The following is a 13629-nucleotide window of genomic DNA, read 5'->3' on the forward strand; positions in this document are numbered from 1 at the left end:
GTGCTACTTGATCTTCGGGACGCGGAGGGCGGCCCAGGACTCGGCGCCGGGCCAGCCGTCGGCGTCGTCGCCCCGGTACCCGCGCTTGCGCTGCCAGGCCGCGTACGACTGGCGGTCCGCCTCCGTCCAGCGGGGGCCGGGGCCGGAGCGGTACCGGCCGCAGCCCTCGGAGACGAGGCGGCGGCCCATGGCGGTGATCACCGGCGAGTTCGGGTTCCGGCGGAAGAAGGCAGTCCCGGGGAACGGCTCGTAGGCCGGCGGCGGCGTGGGCTTGGCCGGCGGGGGCTTCGGCTTCCCGGGCGGCGGGGTCGCCGGGTCGCCGGGGTTCCAGCTCGCCGGGTGCCGCAGCCGCTCGGCGACGTCCCGGCGGAACTGGTTCATGTCGATCCGCGGGTCCATCGGCTTCCGGCGGGTGGCCTCCTTGTGGGCCCAGACGCTGTTCGCCGACCAGCCGTGGAACCGGCAGCGGGCGGCCTGGACGCGGACCGCGACGTCGTACTGGGCGGCGGGCCACGAGCGCCCGGCCGCGCCGGAGTTTTCGACCTCCATGCCGTAGCTGCGTGCGTTGCCGTCGAGGGCGTCCGGGCCCGGCGCCGGGTGCTCCGCGAGCTCGTTGAGGACGGCGTTGTACGCGTTCCGGGCGACCATCCCGGCGTGGTTCGCGCGGCCGGAGCCGACGAGGTAGAGGCGGCCGGAGCGGGCGAGGAAGTCGTGGCACAGCGGGCCGGGAAGGTCGGCGTTGCCGGTGTAGCACCAGGCGGGCAGGCCGGAGCCCTCTCCGGCGGTGTGGTGGACCATCGTGGCGTGGACGTCGCCCCAGCCGTCGCCGCGCTGCCCGCGGTTGTGGGTGCGCCAGCCGGGCATCTCGACGATGTCGGTGATGCCCTCGGCGCGGAGGGCCGTCAGCCACTGGTCCGAGGTCATCGGGGTCGCCATCACGCCACCTCCGGCCAGTGCCAGCTCGCGTTCGGGTGCGGCGCGGTGTCGGAGAAGGGCACGTCCGGGTACGACGCCTGTCCGCCCTCGGGGCCGAAGAACGTCATCGACGTGGCGTCCTCGGTGACGGCGGTGATGAGCGCGGCCATGCACGTGCCGTCGAAGGTGTAGTGCACGATCCGTCCGACCGTGGGTTCGGCCATGGGGTCCTCCTGGCATGAGAAAGGCCCGCACGGTGGCGGGCCGGGGGGAGTGAGGCGGAGGGGCTGGGGTCAGCCCCAGAGCCCCTCGACGAGGATCAGGCGGTAGTCGAAGATGCCGCTCGTCGCCGTGTTGTTGACGCGGTGCTTGATCGTGACCGTCAGCGTCTCGCCCGGGACGAGGTTCGACAGATGTTTACGCAGGTCGAGCGGCTGGTTGTTGGCGCCGGGCGTGATCAAGGCGGCGTTGTCGTTGGGGCTGTAGACGACGCCCGAGACGGAGCCGGAGCCCTGCCACGAGGTGATCGTGTTGGACGAGGCCGAGTTGCGTTGCGTCGCGCGGATCTCGACCGCGACCTTCCCGGAAGCCGGGACGACGACCGACGCGGACAGCGCCCCGCCAGACGCGTCCGCATACGCGTTGCTCGACGTGGTCCGGCCGACGGTGGTGTCCTCGGTCTCGGCCGAGAACACGGTGAGCATCGAGGCGGTGATGATGTCCCCCGCGAGGGCCATGGGGACCTCCTTACAGGGCGAGACGGGCAGGGGTGGCGACCTGGACGGCGGCGCCCGCGGTGTGGCTCTTCGTGATGCCGTTGACGGACCGAATCCCGTTGGCCGTCTGCGTCAGGGTCGTGCCGGTGATGGCGGTGATGCGGATGAGCTCGCCGCCGATCAGGACGTCGAAGGGGAAGCGGGACGAGTAGGCCGCGGAGTCGATCCAGCGCGGGCCCGGGGAGGATACGAACGTGAACGTCGTCGCCGTGCTGGAGACGCCGGCGCCGAGCGTGCACCCGTCGGTGGCGAGTCGCCCCTGCACCGGATCGCCGACGACGCCGACGGTCCAGGGGCCGGCGGGGACGCACGTGAGGCTGATGTCCCACGTGCGGACGCCCGGCGTCTCCGTGATGCCCAGCACGAGGAGGTCGATCGGGCCGGGCGGCAACCAGTCGGGGAGGCTGGTGATCTGGATGCGGTCGCCGAGCTCCAGGCCGAGGAACCCGGGGATCAGCTCGGGGCGCCGGTGGAGCTTCAGCTTGACCGTGGGGTAGCGGGCCTCGTCCCAGGTGCCGAGGTGGCGCAGCCATCCGGCGATCTGGCGCGGCTGCTGGTCGGTGGCCAGGGACAGGTCGATCGAGTCGTCGTAGACGCCGACGCCCAGCGGCGGCGCCTTGATGGACAGCGGGCCGTCCTCGCGCACCGCGCGCGCCGACGTGCCGCCGATCCGGTTGACGGTGCGGTCGTTGCGGGTGGACTGGTCGTCCTCGACCGGCTCCAGGTCCGGATCGATGCTGCCGTACGGGATGACCATCTTCGGGGGCTGGTTGTAGAGGGTCGCGCGCTCCCGGTAGACGAGCGTCGCGGACTCCCGGGCCTCGGTGAGCAGGCCGCCGTCGCTGTCCGCGCAGTCCCGCAGAAGGTCGAGCAGGGCCGCCGGCCTCTGCGGCCCCATGGCCTCGCTCACCAGGGCGAGGTCCTGGTAGGTGGCGATGCCCAGCGTCTGGGCTTCCTCGGCGCCGAGGCGCGTGAGGCGGGCGCCCGCGGTCTCGCCGTCGAAGCCCTTGTCGGCGGACGCGTAGGCGGCGCTGATCGCGTCGGCGGACCAGACGGTGAGGTGGCCTGCCCGGATGTCGGGCAGGCCGCCGCCGAAGACGGTGTCGATCTGGGTGACCTGGCCCACGGTCCCGGCGACGGAGTCGCTGAGCTGTGTGTGGCCGCCGCCGACCTGGGTCCAGCCGATGGTCCAGGCCACGGTTCCGCCGCTCTGGGTGACGGTGAACTCCAGCCGCCACCAGCCCTGGAAGAGGCTGCTGTTGGTGGCGATGGCGACGTCCACGTTCAGGGCGCCCGTCTGGTCGTAGCCGAGGACGTGAGATCCGGTGGCGCCCTGGGTGATGCGCCACCGGCGGACGGTGCCGGACGTCTGCCACGAGAGCAGCTCCTGTTCGGCCGCCGGTGCGGCGCCGTCGACCCGGTAGAGCAGGCACACGGCCCAGGTGGTCGACGCGGGCACCGGCGCGGGCACGGTGCCGCGCATGGTGCCGCCAGGGGCGACCGTGGGCAGCGCGGCGGACCCGCCGAGGGTGTCGTCCTGCGCGAACGTCCAGCCGGTGACCCGCAAGGGGCTGTTGGTGGCGAGCGGGCTGTACGCCTGCGTGGAGCCGTTGGAGTCCTCGCACGGCCAGTACGCCAGGAGCGACGGGCGCGAGGGCAGACGGCGGCGGAGCGTGGAGTCGAGCGCCTTCTTGCCCTGGGACAGCCGCCGGAGGGTGCCGGCCGCGTCCACGGACGTCCACCCGTCCCGGCCGGACGGGGTCCACTTCGGCGGCCACGCCGACACTTCGCCGACGAACCGGTATGAGCGGTCGCTGATCGAGGCGCCGTTGGCGACGGTCCAGACCTTGCCGGTCGAGTCCGTGAAGCTGGTGGCCCCGGCGGTCTGGGCGGACAGCGAGGGGGCGGCGACCAGGGTGCCGCCGATGCCGGAGCGGATCTCGGCGCCGTAGATCCGCCGCTCGTGGTTGGTGTACCCCATGGTGGCGATGTCGCCGAGCTCGACGGCTGCCGTAGACGCGAAGATCGCGGTGACGCCGCTGGTGGTGACGGTCTGCCCGATCTGTGTCCAGGGCCCGGCGAGGCTCGCGGCGGTGTAGTAGGTGAGCGTGTAGCCGCCCGCGCCGTTGTTGACATCGAGGGTCGCGCGGACGGACATCCGCGGGCCGCGCGCGCGGAGCTTCGGCGAGCGGTGCTCCAGGGTGTTCGTGCCGTCCGGCGACCAGGTGAACAACAGCTCGCCCTCGCCGGTGATCATCAGCCGCCAGGAGCGGTTACCGGAGGTGGCGCCGTACTTGCCGATCAGCTCGTAGCCGATACCGGCCCCGGCCCACTGCCGGGGCGCCAGGTCGACGCGGACGTCGATGTCGCCGGTGATGTCCAGGACGGCGGTGTCCGGGGTGGTGGCGCGGCCTGCGACGCCCTCGGGAACGTAAAGGTACGGCTCCGCGCCCGGGACTGAAACTCGGAGCGGGGTGTTGCGGCCGATCTTCCCGTAGTACGGCGACCGCGGGTTGCGCGGCGAGTACTTCCCGTCGGTGTTCTTCAGGGTGAGGGAGCAGCGGCCCGGGTCGGCGGTGGAGGCGTTGCTGGGGATGCCCCGGGTGATGGTGACGCGGTCGCGGAGGTAGCTGTCGGGGGTGACGGCCGTCCACACCCCTCCGATCCCGAGCTCGATGCGGGCCCCGAGGGGTGTGTCCGGGAACGCCATGATGGCCTCCTATCTGCGCTGGCTGAGGACGAGGTTCGCGTCGCCGCCGCGGGCCTGGATGCCCTTGCGGAGCTCCTCGACGAGGTAGTCCGCGTGGCGGCTGCCGTCCGAGCTGATGACGATCTGGATGGGGTCGCGGCGCTGCCCGAAGGCGCCCCCGCCCGCCCCCGCGCCGCCGCCCGCGCCCGAGCTGGCGGACGCGGAGGAGGGCGGGGTGACGAGGCTGGCCATCGTGGCGTCGATCGCCGACCGGCCGGCCTCGATGCCCCGGACCAGGCCGGCGGGGACCATCGCGCCGACGGCGGCCATCACCCGGGAGGGGGAGTGGATGCCGAGGGCGCGCCTGATGGCGGCCTGCATGGACCGGGCGATCACGAGCATCTGCCGCTCGATCGCGGACTGTTCCCGCTGGAGGCCCTTCACCAAGCCCTGGGCGGCCTGGATTCCGGCGCCGTACATGGCGTTGCCCGCGACGTTCCCGGCCTGGGTGGCGGCCGTGACGAGCTGTGCCTGGGTGGCGTTGATCTGCTGGATCTCGCCCCGGGACGCGGCGGCGAGCGCGGCAGCCGCGGCGGCGCCCTGCTCGACGCCGGCCTGTGCGATCTGGGCGATGAGGTCGGCGCGGACGCCCCGGGAGCGCAGGGTGGCGAGCTGCTGCGCGAACCGCTTCGCCTGCTGGAGGCGGGCGGTGAGGTTCGCCCAGATGCTCGTGGCGGTGGTGCCGCCCTGGTCGCCGGTCTGGGTGATGTTCGCCGCGTCGAGGACGCCCTTGCGGACCGACGAGGCGAGCTCGTCGCGGGCCTTGATCTGGTCCGCCAGCGACTTGTTCGCGGCCTTGAGCCGCGACGCTACGATGCTCTCGCGCGCGGCCAGCCGCAGGAGCGCGGCCTCGCCCGTGTCGATGCGGGCCAGGGCCGTGCGGCGCTTCTTGCCGGTGAGCGAGCGGGAGACGATCCCGGCGAGCCGGTCCGCCGCCGCCTGCACGTCCTTCATGGTGCCGGTCATGCCGACGATGAGGCCGCGCGCGATCCAACGGCCCTGCTCCGCCGTGACCTTCGACGGCGAAGCGATCCCGAGGGCCCTGGCGATCGGGCCGGGGACGACCGACTTCGCCCAGCCCATGATCTTGTCCGTGATCCAGCCGCCCATGGCCTGGATGCCGTCCCAGAGGCCCCGGACGATGTCCTTCCCCTTGTTGAGGAGCAGGGAGCCGAGGGCGCCGAGTCCTCGGGTGATCCGGCCGGGGAGGCCCTTGAGCCAGGCTACGAGGTCGGACGCCTTCTGCGTGACACCGGTCTTGATCTTGTCCCAGTGCTTGATGACGATCCCGACGATCGTCCAGTTCATGAAGAAGTCGAGGATCTTCTGACCGGCGCCCTTGATCATGTTCCAGAGCCAGTCCCAGATCTTCCCGGACCACTCTTTGATCTTGTCCCAGTTGGCGATGATCAGCGCCGTCAGGCCGATGACCGCCGCGATGATCCAGCCCACCGGGCCCATCGCGATCAGCCACTGTGCCGCCATCGTCGCCGCCCAGATCACCGCCCGCGCCGCCATCATCGTGAACTGAGCGATGGCGAGCGCGGCCGTCCGGATCAGCTGCATCGCGAACGTGGCCATGCCCGCGAGCGCCGACCCCATCCAGGCCGCCGCCGTCCGGGCGCCGGCCACGACCGCAGCGGCGGCCAGCCGCGAGTAGGTCAGCAGGCCCGCCATCAGCAGCCGGGACCAGGCCGCGATCGTCGTCCAAGCCGACGTCGCCATCAGCGCGTTGGCCGCCGCTGCGATCCGCCCGCCCAGCGCGTACCCCATCGCGGCGACCTTGGCCACGAGGAGGATCGCGGCGAGCGCGGAGAGGACCGGCGTCGGGGTGTTGCTGATCACGATCGCCATGGCGTTCGCGATCGTGGTGAGCGCGCCCATCAGCGGGGCCGCCGCCACGAGCAGCGCACCGAGCGCCGCCGCCAGGTTGAGTAGGGTGCCGCCGCCGTTCTTCGCCATGTTGAGGAACTGAGCGAAGCCCGCGCTGTCCTTCAGCCCGGCGGCCCAGTCGGCGAAGGCGCGCGTCATCGAGGCGAGGCCGCCAGTGACCGTGCCCGAGACGGGGAGGAACGCCTGGAACAGTTCGGCGAAGCCGCGGCCGAGGTTCCCCAGGAAGGCGAGGAAGTTGGTCAGCGCGCCGCCGGACGCGGCGGCCATGTCGGAGAGCCAGGTCTTGAACCCGGCGCCCTGCACGCCCTGTTCGATCTTGCCGAGGGCATCCCCGGCGGCCTTCCCGAAGGACTGCACGAACGGGGTGAGCGAGGGGAGCAGCGACCGAATCAGGTTCAGGCCGCGGGTGAAGAGCGGCATCGTGGTCGACGCCATCGACGCCGACCAGTCCTCGGTCGCGGTCTTGAGCTGGGCCTGCGCCAGGGCGGCCTCGCGGGTCGCCTTCGGCAGGCCGGCGGTCTGCCGTTGGAACGCCATCTCGGCGTCCTTCGTGGCCAGCCGGGCGGACTGGTAGGACTTCTCTGCCTTCTTCGCCAGGTCCGAGCCCTGCGCCTTGAGCTTCGCGGCGAGCGCGGCCTTGCGGGCCTCGTCTTCCTGCGCCTGCGCGAGCTTGTCGGCCGCGTCGGCGGCCTCCTGCATGAGGGCTAGCTGCGGCTTGACGGCCACCGCGAAGGCTCCGGTGGCAAGGCCGGCGGCCGTTGCGCCCGCAGCGAGGCCGCCGAGCGCGGTGGAGAGCGCGGCGACGGCCGGAATCCCGACACTGACCGATGCGGCGGCCGGCCCGATCTTCTTCAGCGCCGCGACGGCGACCCCGGCATAGTGCCGGATGCCGTCCGACAGGCCCCGGCCGGCGGCCTCTCCCTCGGAGACGAAGCGGCCCCGGAGGTCGCGGAGTTGCCCGTCCGCGTCCCGGGCGAGGCCGCGGAGCCGCAGGCGGGCGGCGGCGAGGCCCGAGCGCCACCCGGAGTCATCCGCGCGAAGGACTCCGACGAGCTCGCCGACGGTGAGCGCCATGCGCCACCCCCCTCAGGTCTTGGGCTCGGGCGGCGCGAAGTGCCGCTGGATACGGGTGTCGCTGCTGAGCAAGCCGAGGATGCGGACGCGGAGCCACCGCCAGGACCGGGCGCGGAGCAGCGCCCGGTCGCCGACGTCGATGCCGTACGTCTCGTGGAGGTCTGCCTCGATGAGCGCCCACTGCTCCAGCAGCGCCGCCCAGGTCAGGTCTGGGCGGCCTTTCGGGCGCGGACGGTAGCCGGCCGGGAACTCGTACCACTCCGCGAGCCCGGTTTCGGGGTCGATTTCGCCGCACGGGATGAGGCCCGGCGCTGCTCCCGGTTCGCCGGGCCCGCCTGAGAAGGGTCGCCCCCGGCGTTCCAGTAGGTTTCGGCGGCGTCGAGGCCCTGGCTGATCCAGATGACGGCGGTCAGGGCGACGTGCCGGAAGCGGGGCCAGTCCAGGTTCTCGCGGAGCTTGGGGAAGGTGTCGCCGAGGGCGGCCTCGTACAGGTTGAGTTCGGCGAGGTCGTCCAGGGCAGCGGAATCGGGCTCGGCGTCCGGGTCGGCGGCCAGTTTGAGGCCGGTCTCCATCAGCTTCTCGACGAGCAGGCCGTTTTCGGCGGACGGGCCCTCGATGTGGAAGGTGCGGACCTCGCCGTCGGTGCACTTCACGGGGAGGTCGAGGGAGTCGCCGAGGAACTCGTCCAGGGTCTTGAAGGCCATTAGGGGGTCACCGGGTTCGTGATCGGGGCCAGCGGGCCGGTGCCCTTGAGCGTGACCTTGACCTGGCCGAGGGCCTTGTAGTCGCCGCCCTGCGGCTCCCACTCGACGAGGACGGTCCCCTTGTACGCCTCGGGCAGGCCGTTGCGGTCGTAGAACCGGACGCCGATCTTGCTGCCGCTGCCCCAGCCGAAGGACGCCAGACGGAGCTTCTCGTGGACGGTGGAGAACGCGGTGCTGTCGGCGGTGGACTTCCGGTTGAACGTCGCCTCGATCTGCCACGCTTGCGCGGTTTTGGTCGACTCCTCCCAGCCGTCCGAGTCGTAGCTCGTGGAGTCCTCGAAGTTCGGCGGCCACGTCGGCTGGAATTCCGTGATCGCCGGGCAGAGCTGGTAGTCCGGGGCCAGGTCCGTGCCCATGTTGATGTCCAGGCGCCAGTCCCGGGCAAGCTGGTCTTCGGTCGGCGTCGTCATGTGACGCTCCTCCTCAGGTGTTCAGGTAGGGGGCGGGCCGGGTGGCGCGCACGTAGTAGTTGGCGGTCATCTCCTGGCGCCCGTGCGGGTCTTGGCCGAGGAGGGTTTGCGACTGGCGCCAGATCAGCGCCACGCGGGTCGAGCCGAGGTAGACGCCGCTCCGGTTGTGGAGCAGCGCGAAGACGGCGTCGGCCATGTCGGCGGCGTCGAGCGGGTCGGGCCCGGACCGGATCCACACCTGGAGGCCGGTGATCGCGGCCGACAGGTCGGTGTCCTCGACCGGGTAGGGGTTGAGCCAGAGGATCCGGTCCGGCGCCTCGGGGCGGGTGCCGTGGCCGATGGCGGTGATGTCCTCGCCAGGGGCGTAGACGCCGCCCGGCCGGTAGACGCCGAGGCCGCCGTCGGCCAGGAGCTGCGCGCCGCCGTCGAGGATGTCGCGGGTGTAGCTCACGGGCTCCTCCGGGCGTGCGAGAGGGCCCGCGCGGAGGCGGGCGGACGGGCGGGAAGGGGTTAGCCGCGGAGCCAGGCCCGGAGCGGTACGGCCATGAGGCGGAGCGCCGTCTCCCGGGAGTCGTTCATCGCCGACTCCAGGTACTTCGCGCGGCGCCCGGGGAGGTGCCGCCAGGTCAGCTCTTCGTGCTGGCGGACGGCGTACGGCGTGTCGTAGGAGATCGTGGCCTCCAGGTCGTTCACGGCGGCCCGGCCGGAGCGCTCCAGGGTGCCCTCCTCCAGCGGTACGCGCTGGTTGGAGACGGACAGGACATGTTCGGCGGCCCGGCCGAGGCCCCGCGAGGCGAGGCGCCGGCCGCGGGCGGTCCACTGCCGGTCGCCCTGCCAGGAGACGCGTACGTACCGGGTCATGCGAGCTGCACCTCCAGGTGGTCGGGTGTGGGCAGGCCGCCGCCGTCGTGGTGGAGCGTGGTGATGACGGCCGTACGGCGGCCGGACGGCAGCCGCACGCGGCTCTTCGGCGGGATGGAGGGGCCGAGGCGGGTGTAGAACGTCGCGGAGGACGTGACCTCGTCGCCGTCGGGCGCGCGAACGAGCCGGGTCTTCTCCTCGACCCACGCCCGCAGCGGGGCGGCGGGACCGTACTGGGGACCGGACGGGCCGGTCCCCAGGTACGGCTCCACCACCACCTCGTGCCGCAGCCAGATCCCGGGCAATTTCACGAGCGCACCCCCTGCATGACCCAGATGTCCGGGGTCAGCACCGGTGCGAGGAGCGAGTCCCACACCTTGGGGGCGATCTGCCGGCCCGGGGAGTCCCCGCCCGAGACCGCGGTCACCGAGCGGCTGAGCTTGGCCGAGCCGAGCTCGACGCTGCCCCACCCGGCACCGGCGGCGCCGGTGGTGTCGCCGATCTCGTCGCCCCACTCGGCCTGAGCGCACACGGCGTCCGCCATGGCCTGCGCCACGAGGGCGTTCGTGGGCAGGCCGGACGCGTCGGCGTCGTACAGGCAGTGCCGGAAGACCTGGGCGTCGAGCATCAGGGACGCCCCGGCGAGCAAGACGTCGATGTCCTCCGGGGCGGGCTTGCCGGTGTACGCGGTGTACTGGGCGGGGGTCGCGTAGACGGGCATGGCGACCACCTCCCCTACGCGGACGCGCCGATGATCACGATGTCGTACGTGACCGCCGTCCCGGCCCCGGAGTTGCCGACCTTGAGGATGTCGCCGGTCCCGGCGGTGACCGCGTACCCGGTCGGGTCCGCCGTCCCGGTGGCAAGCCCGAGGGCCGCGCCGGGGCGCAGTGCCAGCGTGCCGGTGGCGCCGAGGAGCGCCGCCCACGCATTCGACGTCGCGTTGCCGATCACGACGTTGTTGACGTTCGCGTCGGCGGCCTTGATGTACAGGCCCTTGATCCGTACGAAGGTGATCGCCTGCCCGAAGGCGTCGAGGAGGACGCCGGCCAGGTCGAGGTCCTCGCTGGCCGACGCGTTCAGGGTGCGCCGGTCGGAGAACACCCGGTCGGCCTGGCCGACACCGGTTCCGCTCGACCAGGCCGTAGACGACCGGGCGGCCAGCGGCGCGGCGGCCGTCGTCAGGTCCAGGGCGCTGGAGAGGTTCGCGTTGACCGCGACGGACAGAGCAGAGAGCAGAGGCATGGTGCGGCCCTCCTCAGGTCGCGATGACGAGCGGCACCGCGCGCTTGAACGCGGGTGTCGCGATCGTCGCCGGGGCCGTGCCGGTCAGGCCCGAGCCGGACGTCTGCGCCAGGTTGCCCTCGCCGGTCAGTACCGGCTTGGCGGCGGTCGAGCCGATCAGCGTCGGGACGGTCGTCGCGGCCACCGACAGCGCCGCGAAGTACACGCCGCTCTTGGCGATCCGCTGCGCCGTCGCCAGCGGGAACGTCTTGGCGGTGTCGGCGGCCCACGCCTCCGTGGTCTTGTCGGCGGACTGCGCCAGCAGCGCGCCGGACCCGGAGTACAGGGCCGCGAACTGGTTCGTCGGCGTGCCCGCGGCGGTGGCGCCGGAGACGAAGGTGAGGTTGGAGACCAGGTCACCCTCGTGGAGGTACAGGGCGACGGAGCACATCACGCCGGTCGCGGCGGTGGCGACGTCGTCCAGGCCCACACGGGGCAGGTTCGCCCGGTGGAAGACGGCGTCGGGGTCCGGGCGGCCGGACGAGTTGAGGTATCCGAGGTCGTTGCGGGGGATCCCGCGGAAGGTGCCGAGGCTCACAGCTGCTCCTCCTGCTTCTGCTCGCTGCGGGCGAGGATGGTCTTGCGTGCCTTGCCGTTCTGCTCGGCGGCGAGGATGCGGTCGAACTCGGCGCTGGCGTCGGAGTCGTCCGTGCCGAGGGCGTCGAGGTAGGCGAGGACGTCCGGCACGTCGTGCGCGGCCGGGTCGAACAGCTCGGCGTCCGAGGCCGACGAGACGACCGGCGCACCGACGGCGGCCATCGCCTCCGCCGGAGAGGCCACCTCGACGGCGGCCTCCGGGACCAGGACGTAGCCCTGGCGGCGGAAGTACTCGATGGCCGCGCGGCCCTCCTTCGTGGAGTCGTCCACGAGGCCGGTGCCCTTGTGGAAATGCACGCCGACGGACTCGCCGGTGAAGTCCCTGCTCGGGGACTCGACGGTGTACGCGTTCACGCTGGTCACCGCACCTTCACGTTGCGGAGCACACCGCAGCTCTTCGTGTTGCGGAGAACGGCGGCGACCGGGCCCATCTCGACCTCACCGGTCTTAACGGCGCCCGGGACGGTGAAGTCGGGCATGTACGTCTCGACGAGCGGGGTGCCGGCCATCGCGGCGCCGTGGAAGGCGTCGAGGCCCAGCGACACGGCGTAGATGTCGGTGAGGCCGGTGATGACGCCGCCCGCGCCACCGCCGTCCACGTCCGCCGAGCGGATCGGGATGATCGGCGCGGAGCCGTCGGAGCGGTCGCCCAGGTCGACGAGGACCCAGTCGCCGTACTTCTCGATCAGCATCCCGAGGTCGTCGCGCTCCGAGGTGAACTGGGAGGCGCGGCGGGCCAGGGACTTGATGCGGCTGATGGACTTGGTGTTGCCGAGCAGCGCCTTCACGCCCGCCGGGACGGAGCCGTCGGCGCCGGTGTCGCCGGATCCGACCTGCGAGCCCATGATCCGGGACAGGAAGTCGTCGAGGGCGTCGAAGGCGCTCATGGCGATGTCCTCGGTGGTGACTGTGGCCGGGGACCAGTCGAGGTAGCCGGCCGAGATGCCCTCGTTGATCGGAAGGTACTCGGTCGACTGGTTGACGAGAGCCTTGTCGAGCCCGTCGAAGCCCGCGTCATCGACGGCGGTGTCGCCGAGGATGAGCTCCTGCTGGAAGCGGGTCCGCATCGAAGTCAGCTTCTGGGTGAGCTGGAAGCTGATCTCGTTGGAGGCGGCCGGGCCGAGGCGGGCGAGCTTGCGGTCGACGTTGAAAGCTCCGCCGAGCGGGTGGAGTTCGACGGTCTTCCGCTCGCGCGATGCCTGGTTCGGCGTGTACTCCTCGTTGAACCGGCGGAAGGCCGCGCTCGACGGGGCGAGGAGTCGGGTGTAGCCGTAGGTGAGGGAGCCGTCGCCGGTGCCCGGGGTGACGGTGTCGTCCCAGACCATGTTCCGGAAGAGCCAGCTGTTGCGGCGGAGGTTGTCGATGACGGCGAAGTCGATGTCGGCCTGGGTGTTGAGCTGCGCCTGGGCGAGCGTCACGGGCATGAGGTACTCCTGAGGGGTCAGGTCCGGTAGTGGTTGGTGATGGCCCCGGAGAGGGAGCCGTCGCGCTTCTTGGCGTCGCCCTCGCGGGTGCCGCCGGACAGGTCGCCGCCGGAGCGGGTGACGGCCTGCGCGGCGAAGGTCGGGTTGTCCTTGACGGCGGCCTTGATGGCGTCGTCGAGGGCGGCGGTGAAGCCCTTCACGGCCGGGTCGAGGGCGGCGAGGGCCTTCACGAAGGCCCTGCTGTCGAGCAGCGCCCCGGCCTTCGCGCCGGCCTTCTCGGCGCGGGCCCACACAGCGAGCTCGACATCCCGGGCGCGGAGGTCCGCGTCCTTCGCGGCGAGCGCGCTGTCCTTCTCCGCGATGGCGGCGGCGAGCTTCTCGGGGTCCGGCGGCGCGTCGGCCTTCACGAGGCCGAGGGCCTTGCCGATCTCCTGGGCGAGCGCGGCGCGAGCGTCGTCGGCGGCCTGTGCCTTGGCGGTGGTCCGGTCCTTCGCCGCTTCCTTGCGGGCGTCGGCGAGGTCCTTTTCCAGCCGCTTGATCGTGGCGGCCGTGTCGTCGCCGCCGGTCTTGGTGTCCGTGGTGCCGGAGCGCTGTCCGGACCCGGATCCGGCGCCGTCCGCCTGTCCGGACTGCTGTCCGCCCTGGTCAGCGACCTGTCCACCGGACGTGTCCGTGTCGGATCCGGATGCGGATCCGTCGGCGTCCCCTCCGTCCGCGTACAGGTACGGGTCGAAAGGGCCGGTCGAGTAGGGGTGAGCCCAGCCTGCGCCGTCGAGGCGAAGGTGTCGGGCGAGGGTGCGCTTCGGCATAGGTGCCCTCCTGGGGCGGGGTGCGATGGCCGGCGCCTGGCCGACCTGAGGAAGGGGTGGTGCGGGGCCCGCG

The 13629-nt window shown here is 72.2% G+C and carries 16 protein-coding genes; all 16 read right to left on the reverse strand.

Annotated features, from left to right (window positions below):
• Positions 1–3 precede the first annotated feature (3 nt).
• Positions 4–936, reverse strand: coding sequence for a peptidoglycan-binding protein (locus AB0C99_RS15700; RefSeq protein WP_362475105.1), 933 nt, complete (start codon positions 934–936; stop codon positions 4–6).
• Entirely contained in the window at positions 936–1139 is a 204-nt protein-coding gene (locus tag AB0C99_RS15705) for a hypothetical protein (RefSeq protein ID WP_362475106.1), read from the reverse strand. The genes AB0C99_RS15700 and AB0C99_RS15705 overlap by 1 nt, the downstream gene beginning before the upstream one ends.
• Positions 1140–1208: 69 nt before the next feature.
• Positions 1209–1652, reverse strand: coding sequence for a hypothetical protein (locus AB0C99_RS15710; RefSeq protein WP_362475108.1), 444 nt, complete (start codon positions 1650–1652; stop codon positions 1209–1211).
• Positions 1653–1662: 10 nt separating this feature from the next.
• Positions 1663–4401 (reverse strand): hypothetical protein, encoded by a 2739-nt coding sequence (locus tag AB0C99_RS15715; protein WP_362475110.1) that lies wholly within the window; start codon positions 4399–4401, stop codon positions 1663–1665.
• 9 nt (positions 4402–4410) lie between these two features.
• Positions 4411–7407, reverse strand: a complete 2997-nt coding sequence (locus AB0C99_RS15720; RefSeq protein WP_362475112.1) for a hypothetical protein — start codon at positions 7405–7407, stop codon at positions 4411–4413.
• A 203-nt stretch (positions 7408–7610) separates the two neighbouring features.
• A complete protein-coding gene (locus tag AB0C99_RS15725; protein WP_362475114.1) occupies positions 7611–8111 on the reverse strand; it encodes a hypothetical protein in 501 nt (166 codons plus the stop codon).
• Positions 8111–8581, reverse strand: coding sequence for a hypothetical protein (locus AB0C99_RS15730; RefSeq protein ID WP_362475116.1), 471 nt, complete (start codon positions 8579–8581; stop codon positions 8111–8113). Before AB0C99_RS15730 ends, AB0C99_RS15725 begins: the two co-directional genes overlap by 1 nt.
• A gap of 13 nt (positions 8582–8594) precedes the next feature.
• On the reverse strand, positions 8595–9032 hold the full coding sequence (locus tag AB0C99_RS15735) for a minor capsid protein (protein ID WP_362475118.1): 438 nt from the start codon (positions 9030–9032) through the stop codon (positions 8595–8597).
• Between the two features lie 59 nt (positions 9033–9091).
• Positions 9092–9442, reverse strand: coding sequence for a hypothetical protein (locus AB0C99_RS15740; RefSeq protein WP_362475120.1), 351 nt, complete (start codon positions 9440–9442; stop codon positions 9092–9094).
• Positions 9439–9753 carry a hypothetical protein gene (locus AB0C99_RS15745; RefSeq protein ID WP_362475122.1) on the reverse strand — a complete coding sequence of 105 codons (315 nt, stop codon included), beginning with the start codon at positions 9751–9753 and terminating at the stop codon, positions 9439–9441. The genes AB0C99_RS15740 and AB0C99_RS15745 overlap by 4 nt, the downstream gene beginning before the upstream one ends.
• Complete coding sequence (locus AB0C99_RS15750; RefSeq protein ID WP_362475124.1) at positions 9750–10163, reverse strand: hypothetical protein; 414 nt, start codon at positions 10161–10163, stop codon at positions 9750–9752. Before AB0C99_RS15750 ends, AB0C99_RS15745 begins: the two co-directional genes overlap by 4 nt.
• Before the next feature lie 14 nt (positions 10164–10177).
• Complete coding sequence (locus AB0C99_RS15755) at positions 10178–10687, reverse strand: hypothetical protein (protein ID WP_362475126.1); 510 nt, start codon at positions 10685–10687, stop codon at positions 10178–10180.
• 13 nt (positions 10688–10700) lie between these two features.
• Positions 10701–11264: a hypothetical protein gene (locus AB0C99_RS15760; protein ID WP_362475127.1), complete on the reverse strand. Its 564-nt coding sequence runs from the start codon at positions 11262–11264 to the stop codon at positions 10701–10703.
• Positions 11261–11686: a hypothetical protein gene (locus tag AB0C99_RS15765; RefSeq protein WP_362475129.1), complete on the reverse strand. Its 426-nt coding sequence runs from the start codon at positions 11684–11686 to the stop codon at positions 11261–11263. Before AB0C99_RS15765 ends, AB0C99_RS15760 begins: the two co-directional genes overlap by 4 nt.
• On the reverse strand, positions 11683–12747 hold the full coding sequence (locus AB0C99_RS15770; protein ID WP_362475131.1) for a major capsid protein: 1065 nt from the start codon (positions 12745–12747) through the stop codon (positions 11683–11685). Before AB0C99_RS15770 ends, AB0C99_RS15765 begins: the two co-directional genes overlap by 4 nt.
• A 17-nt stretch (positions 12748–12764) precedes the next feature.
• Positions 12765–13556, reverse strand: a complete 792-nt coding sequence (locus tag AB0C99_RS15775; protein WP_362475133.1) for a hypothetical protein — start codon at positions 13554–13556, stop codon at positions 12765–12767.
• Positions 13557–13629 lie beyond the last annotated feature (73 nt).

Origin of the sequence: Streptomyces sp. NPDC048659 (genome assembly GCF_040650575.1) — a bacterium.
GTDB lineage: Bacteria > Actinomycetota > Actinomycetes > Streptomycetales > Streptomycetaceae > Streptomyces.

Excerpts from the sequence above, each read along its gene's own strand:
- AB0C99_RS15755 (WP_362475126.1), bottom strand. The coding sequence starts at position 10,687 with ATGCCTCTGCTCTCTGCTCTGTCCGTCGCGGTCAACGCGAACCTCTCC.
- AB0C99_RS15720 (WP_362475112.1), bottom strand. The coding sequence starts at position 7,407 with ATGGCGCTCACCGTCGGCGAGCTCGTCGGAGTCCTTCGCGCGGATGAC.
- AB0C99_RS15750 (WP_362475124.1), bottom strand. The coding sequence starts at position 10,163 with ATGCCCGTCTACGCGACCCCCGCCCAGTACACCGCGTACACCGGCAAG.
- AB0C99_RS15710 (WP_362475108.1), bottom strand. The coding sequence starts at position 1,652 with ATGGCCCTCGCGGGGGACATCATCACCGCCTCGATGCTCACCGTGTTC.
- AB0C99_RS15715 (WP_362475110.1), bottom strand. The coding sequence starts at position 4,401 with ATGGCGTTCCCGGACACACCCCTCGGGGCCCGCATCGAGCTCGGGATC.
- AB0C99_RS15725 (WP_362475114.1), bottom strand. The coding sequence starts at position 8,111 with ATGGCCTTCAAGACCCTGGACGAGTTCCTCGGCGACTCCCTCGACCTC.
- AB0C99_RS15730 (WP_362475116.1), bottom strand. The coding sequence starts at position 8,581 with ATGACGACGCCGACCGAAGACCAGCTTGCCCGGGACTGGCGCCTGGAC.
- AB0C99_RS15740 (WP_362475120.1), bottom strand. The coding sequence starts at position 9,442 with ATGACCCGGTACGTACGCGTCTCCTGGCAGGGCGACCGGCAGTGGACC.
- AB0C99_RS15700 (WP_362475105.1), bottom strand. The coding sequence starts at position 936 with ATGGCGACCCCGATGACCTCGGACCAGTGGCTGACGGCCCTCCGCGCC.
- AB0C99_RS15705 (WP_362475106.1), bottom strand. The coding sequence starts at position 1,139 with ATGGCCGAACCCACGGTCGGACGGATCGTGCACTACACCTTCGACGGC.
- AB0C99_RS15770 (WP_362475131.1), bottom strand. The coding sequence starts at position 12,747 with ATGCCCGTGACGCTCGCCCAGGCGCAGCTCAACACCCAGGCCGACATC.
- AB0C99_RS15775 (WP_362475133.1), bottom strand. The coding sequence starts at position 13,556 with ATGCCGAAGCGCACCCTCGCCCGACACCTTCGCCTCGACGGCGCAGGC.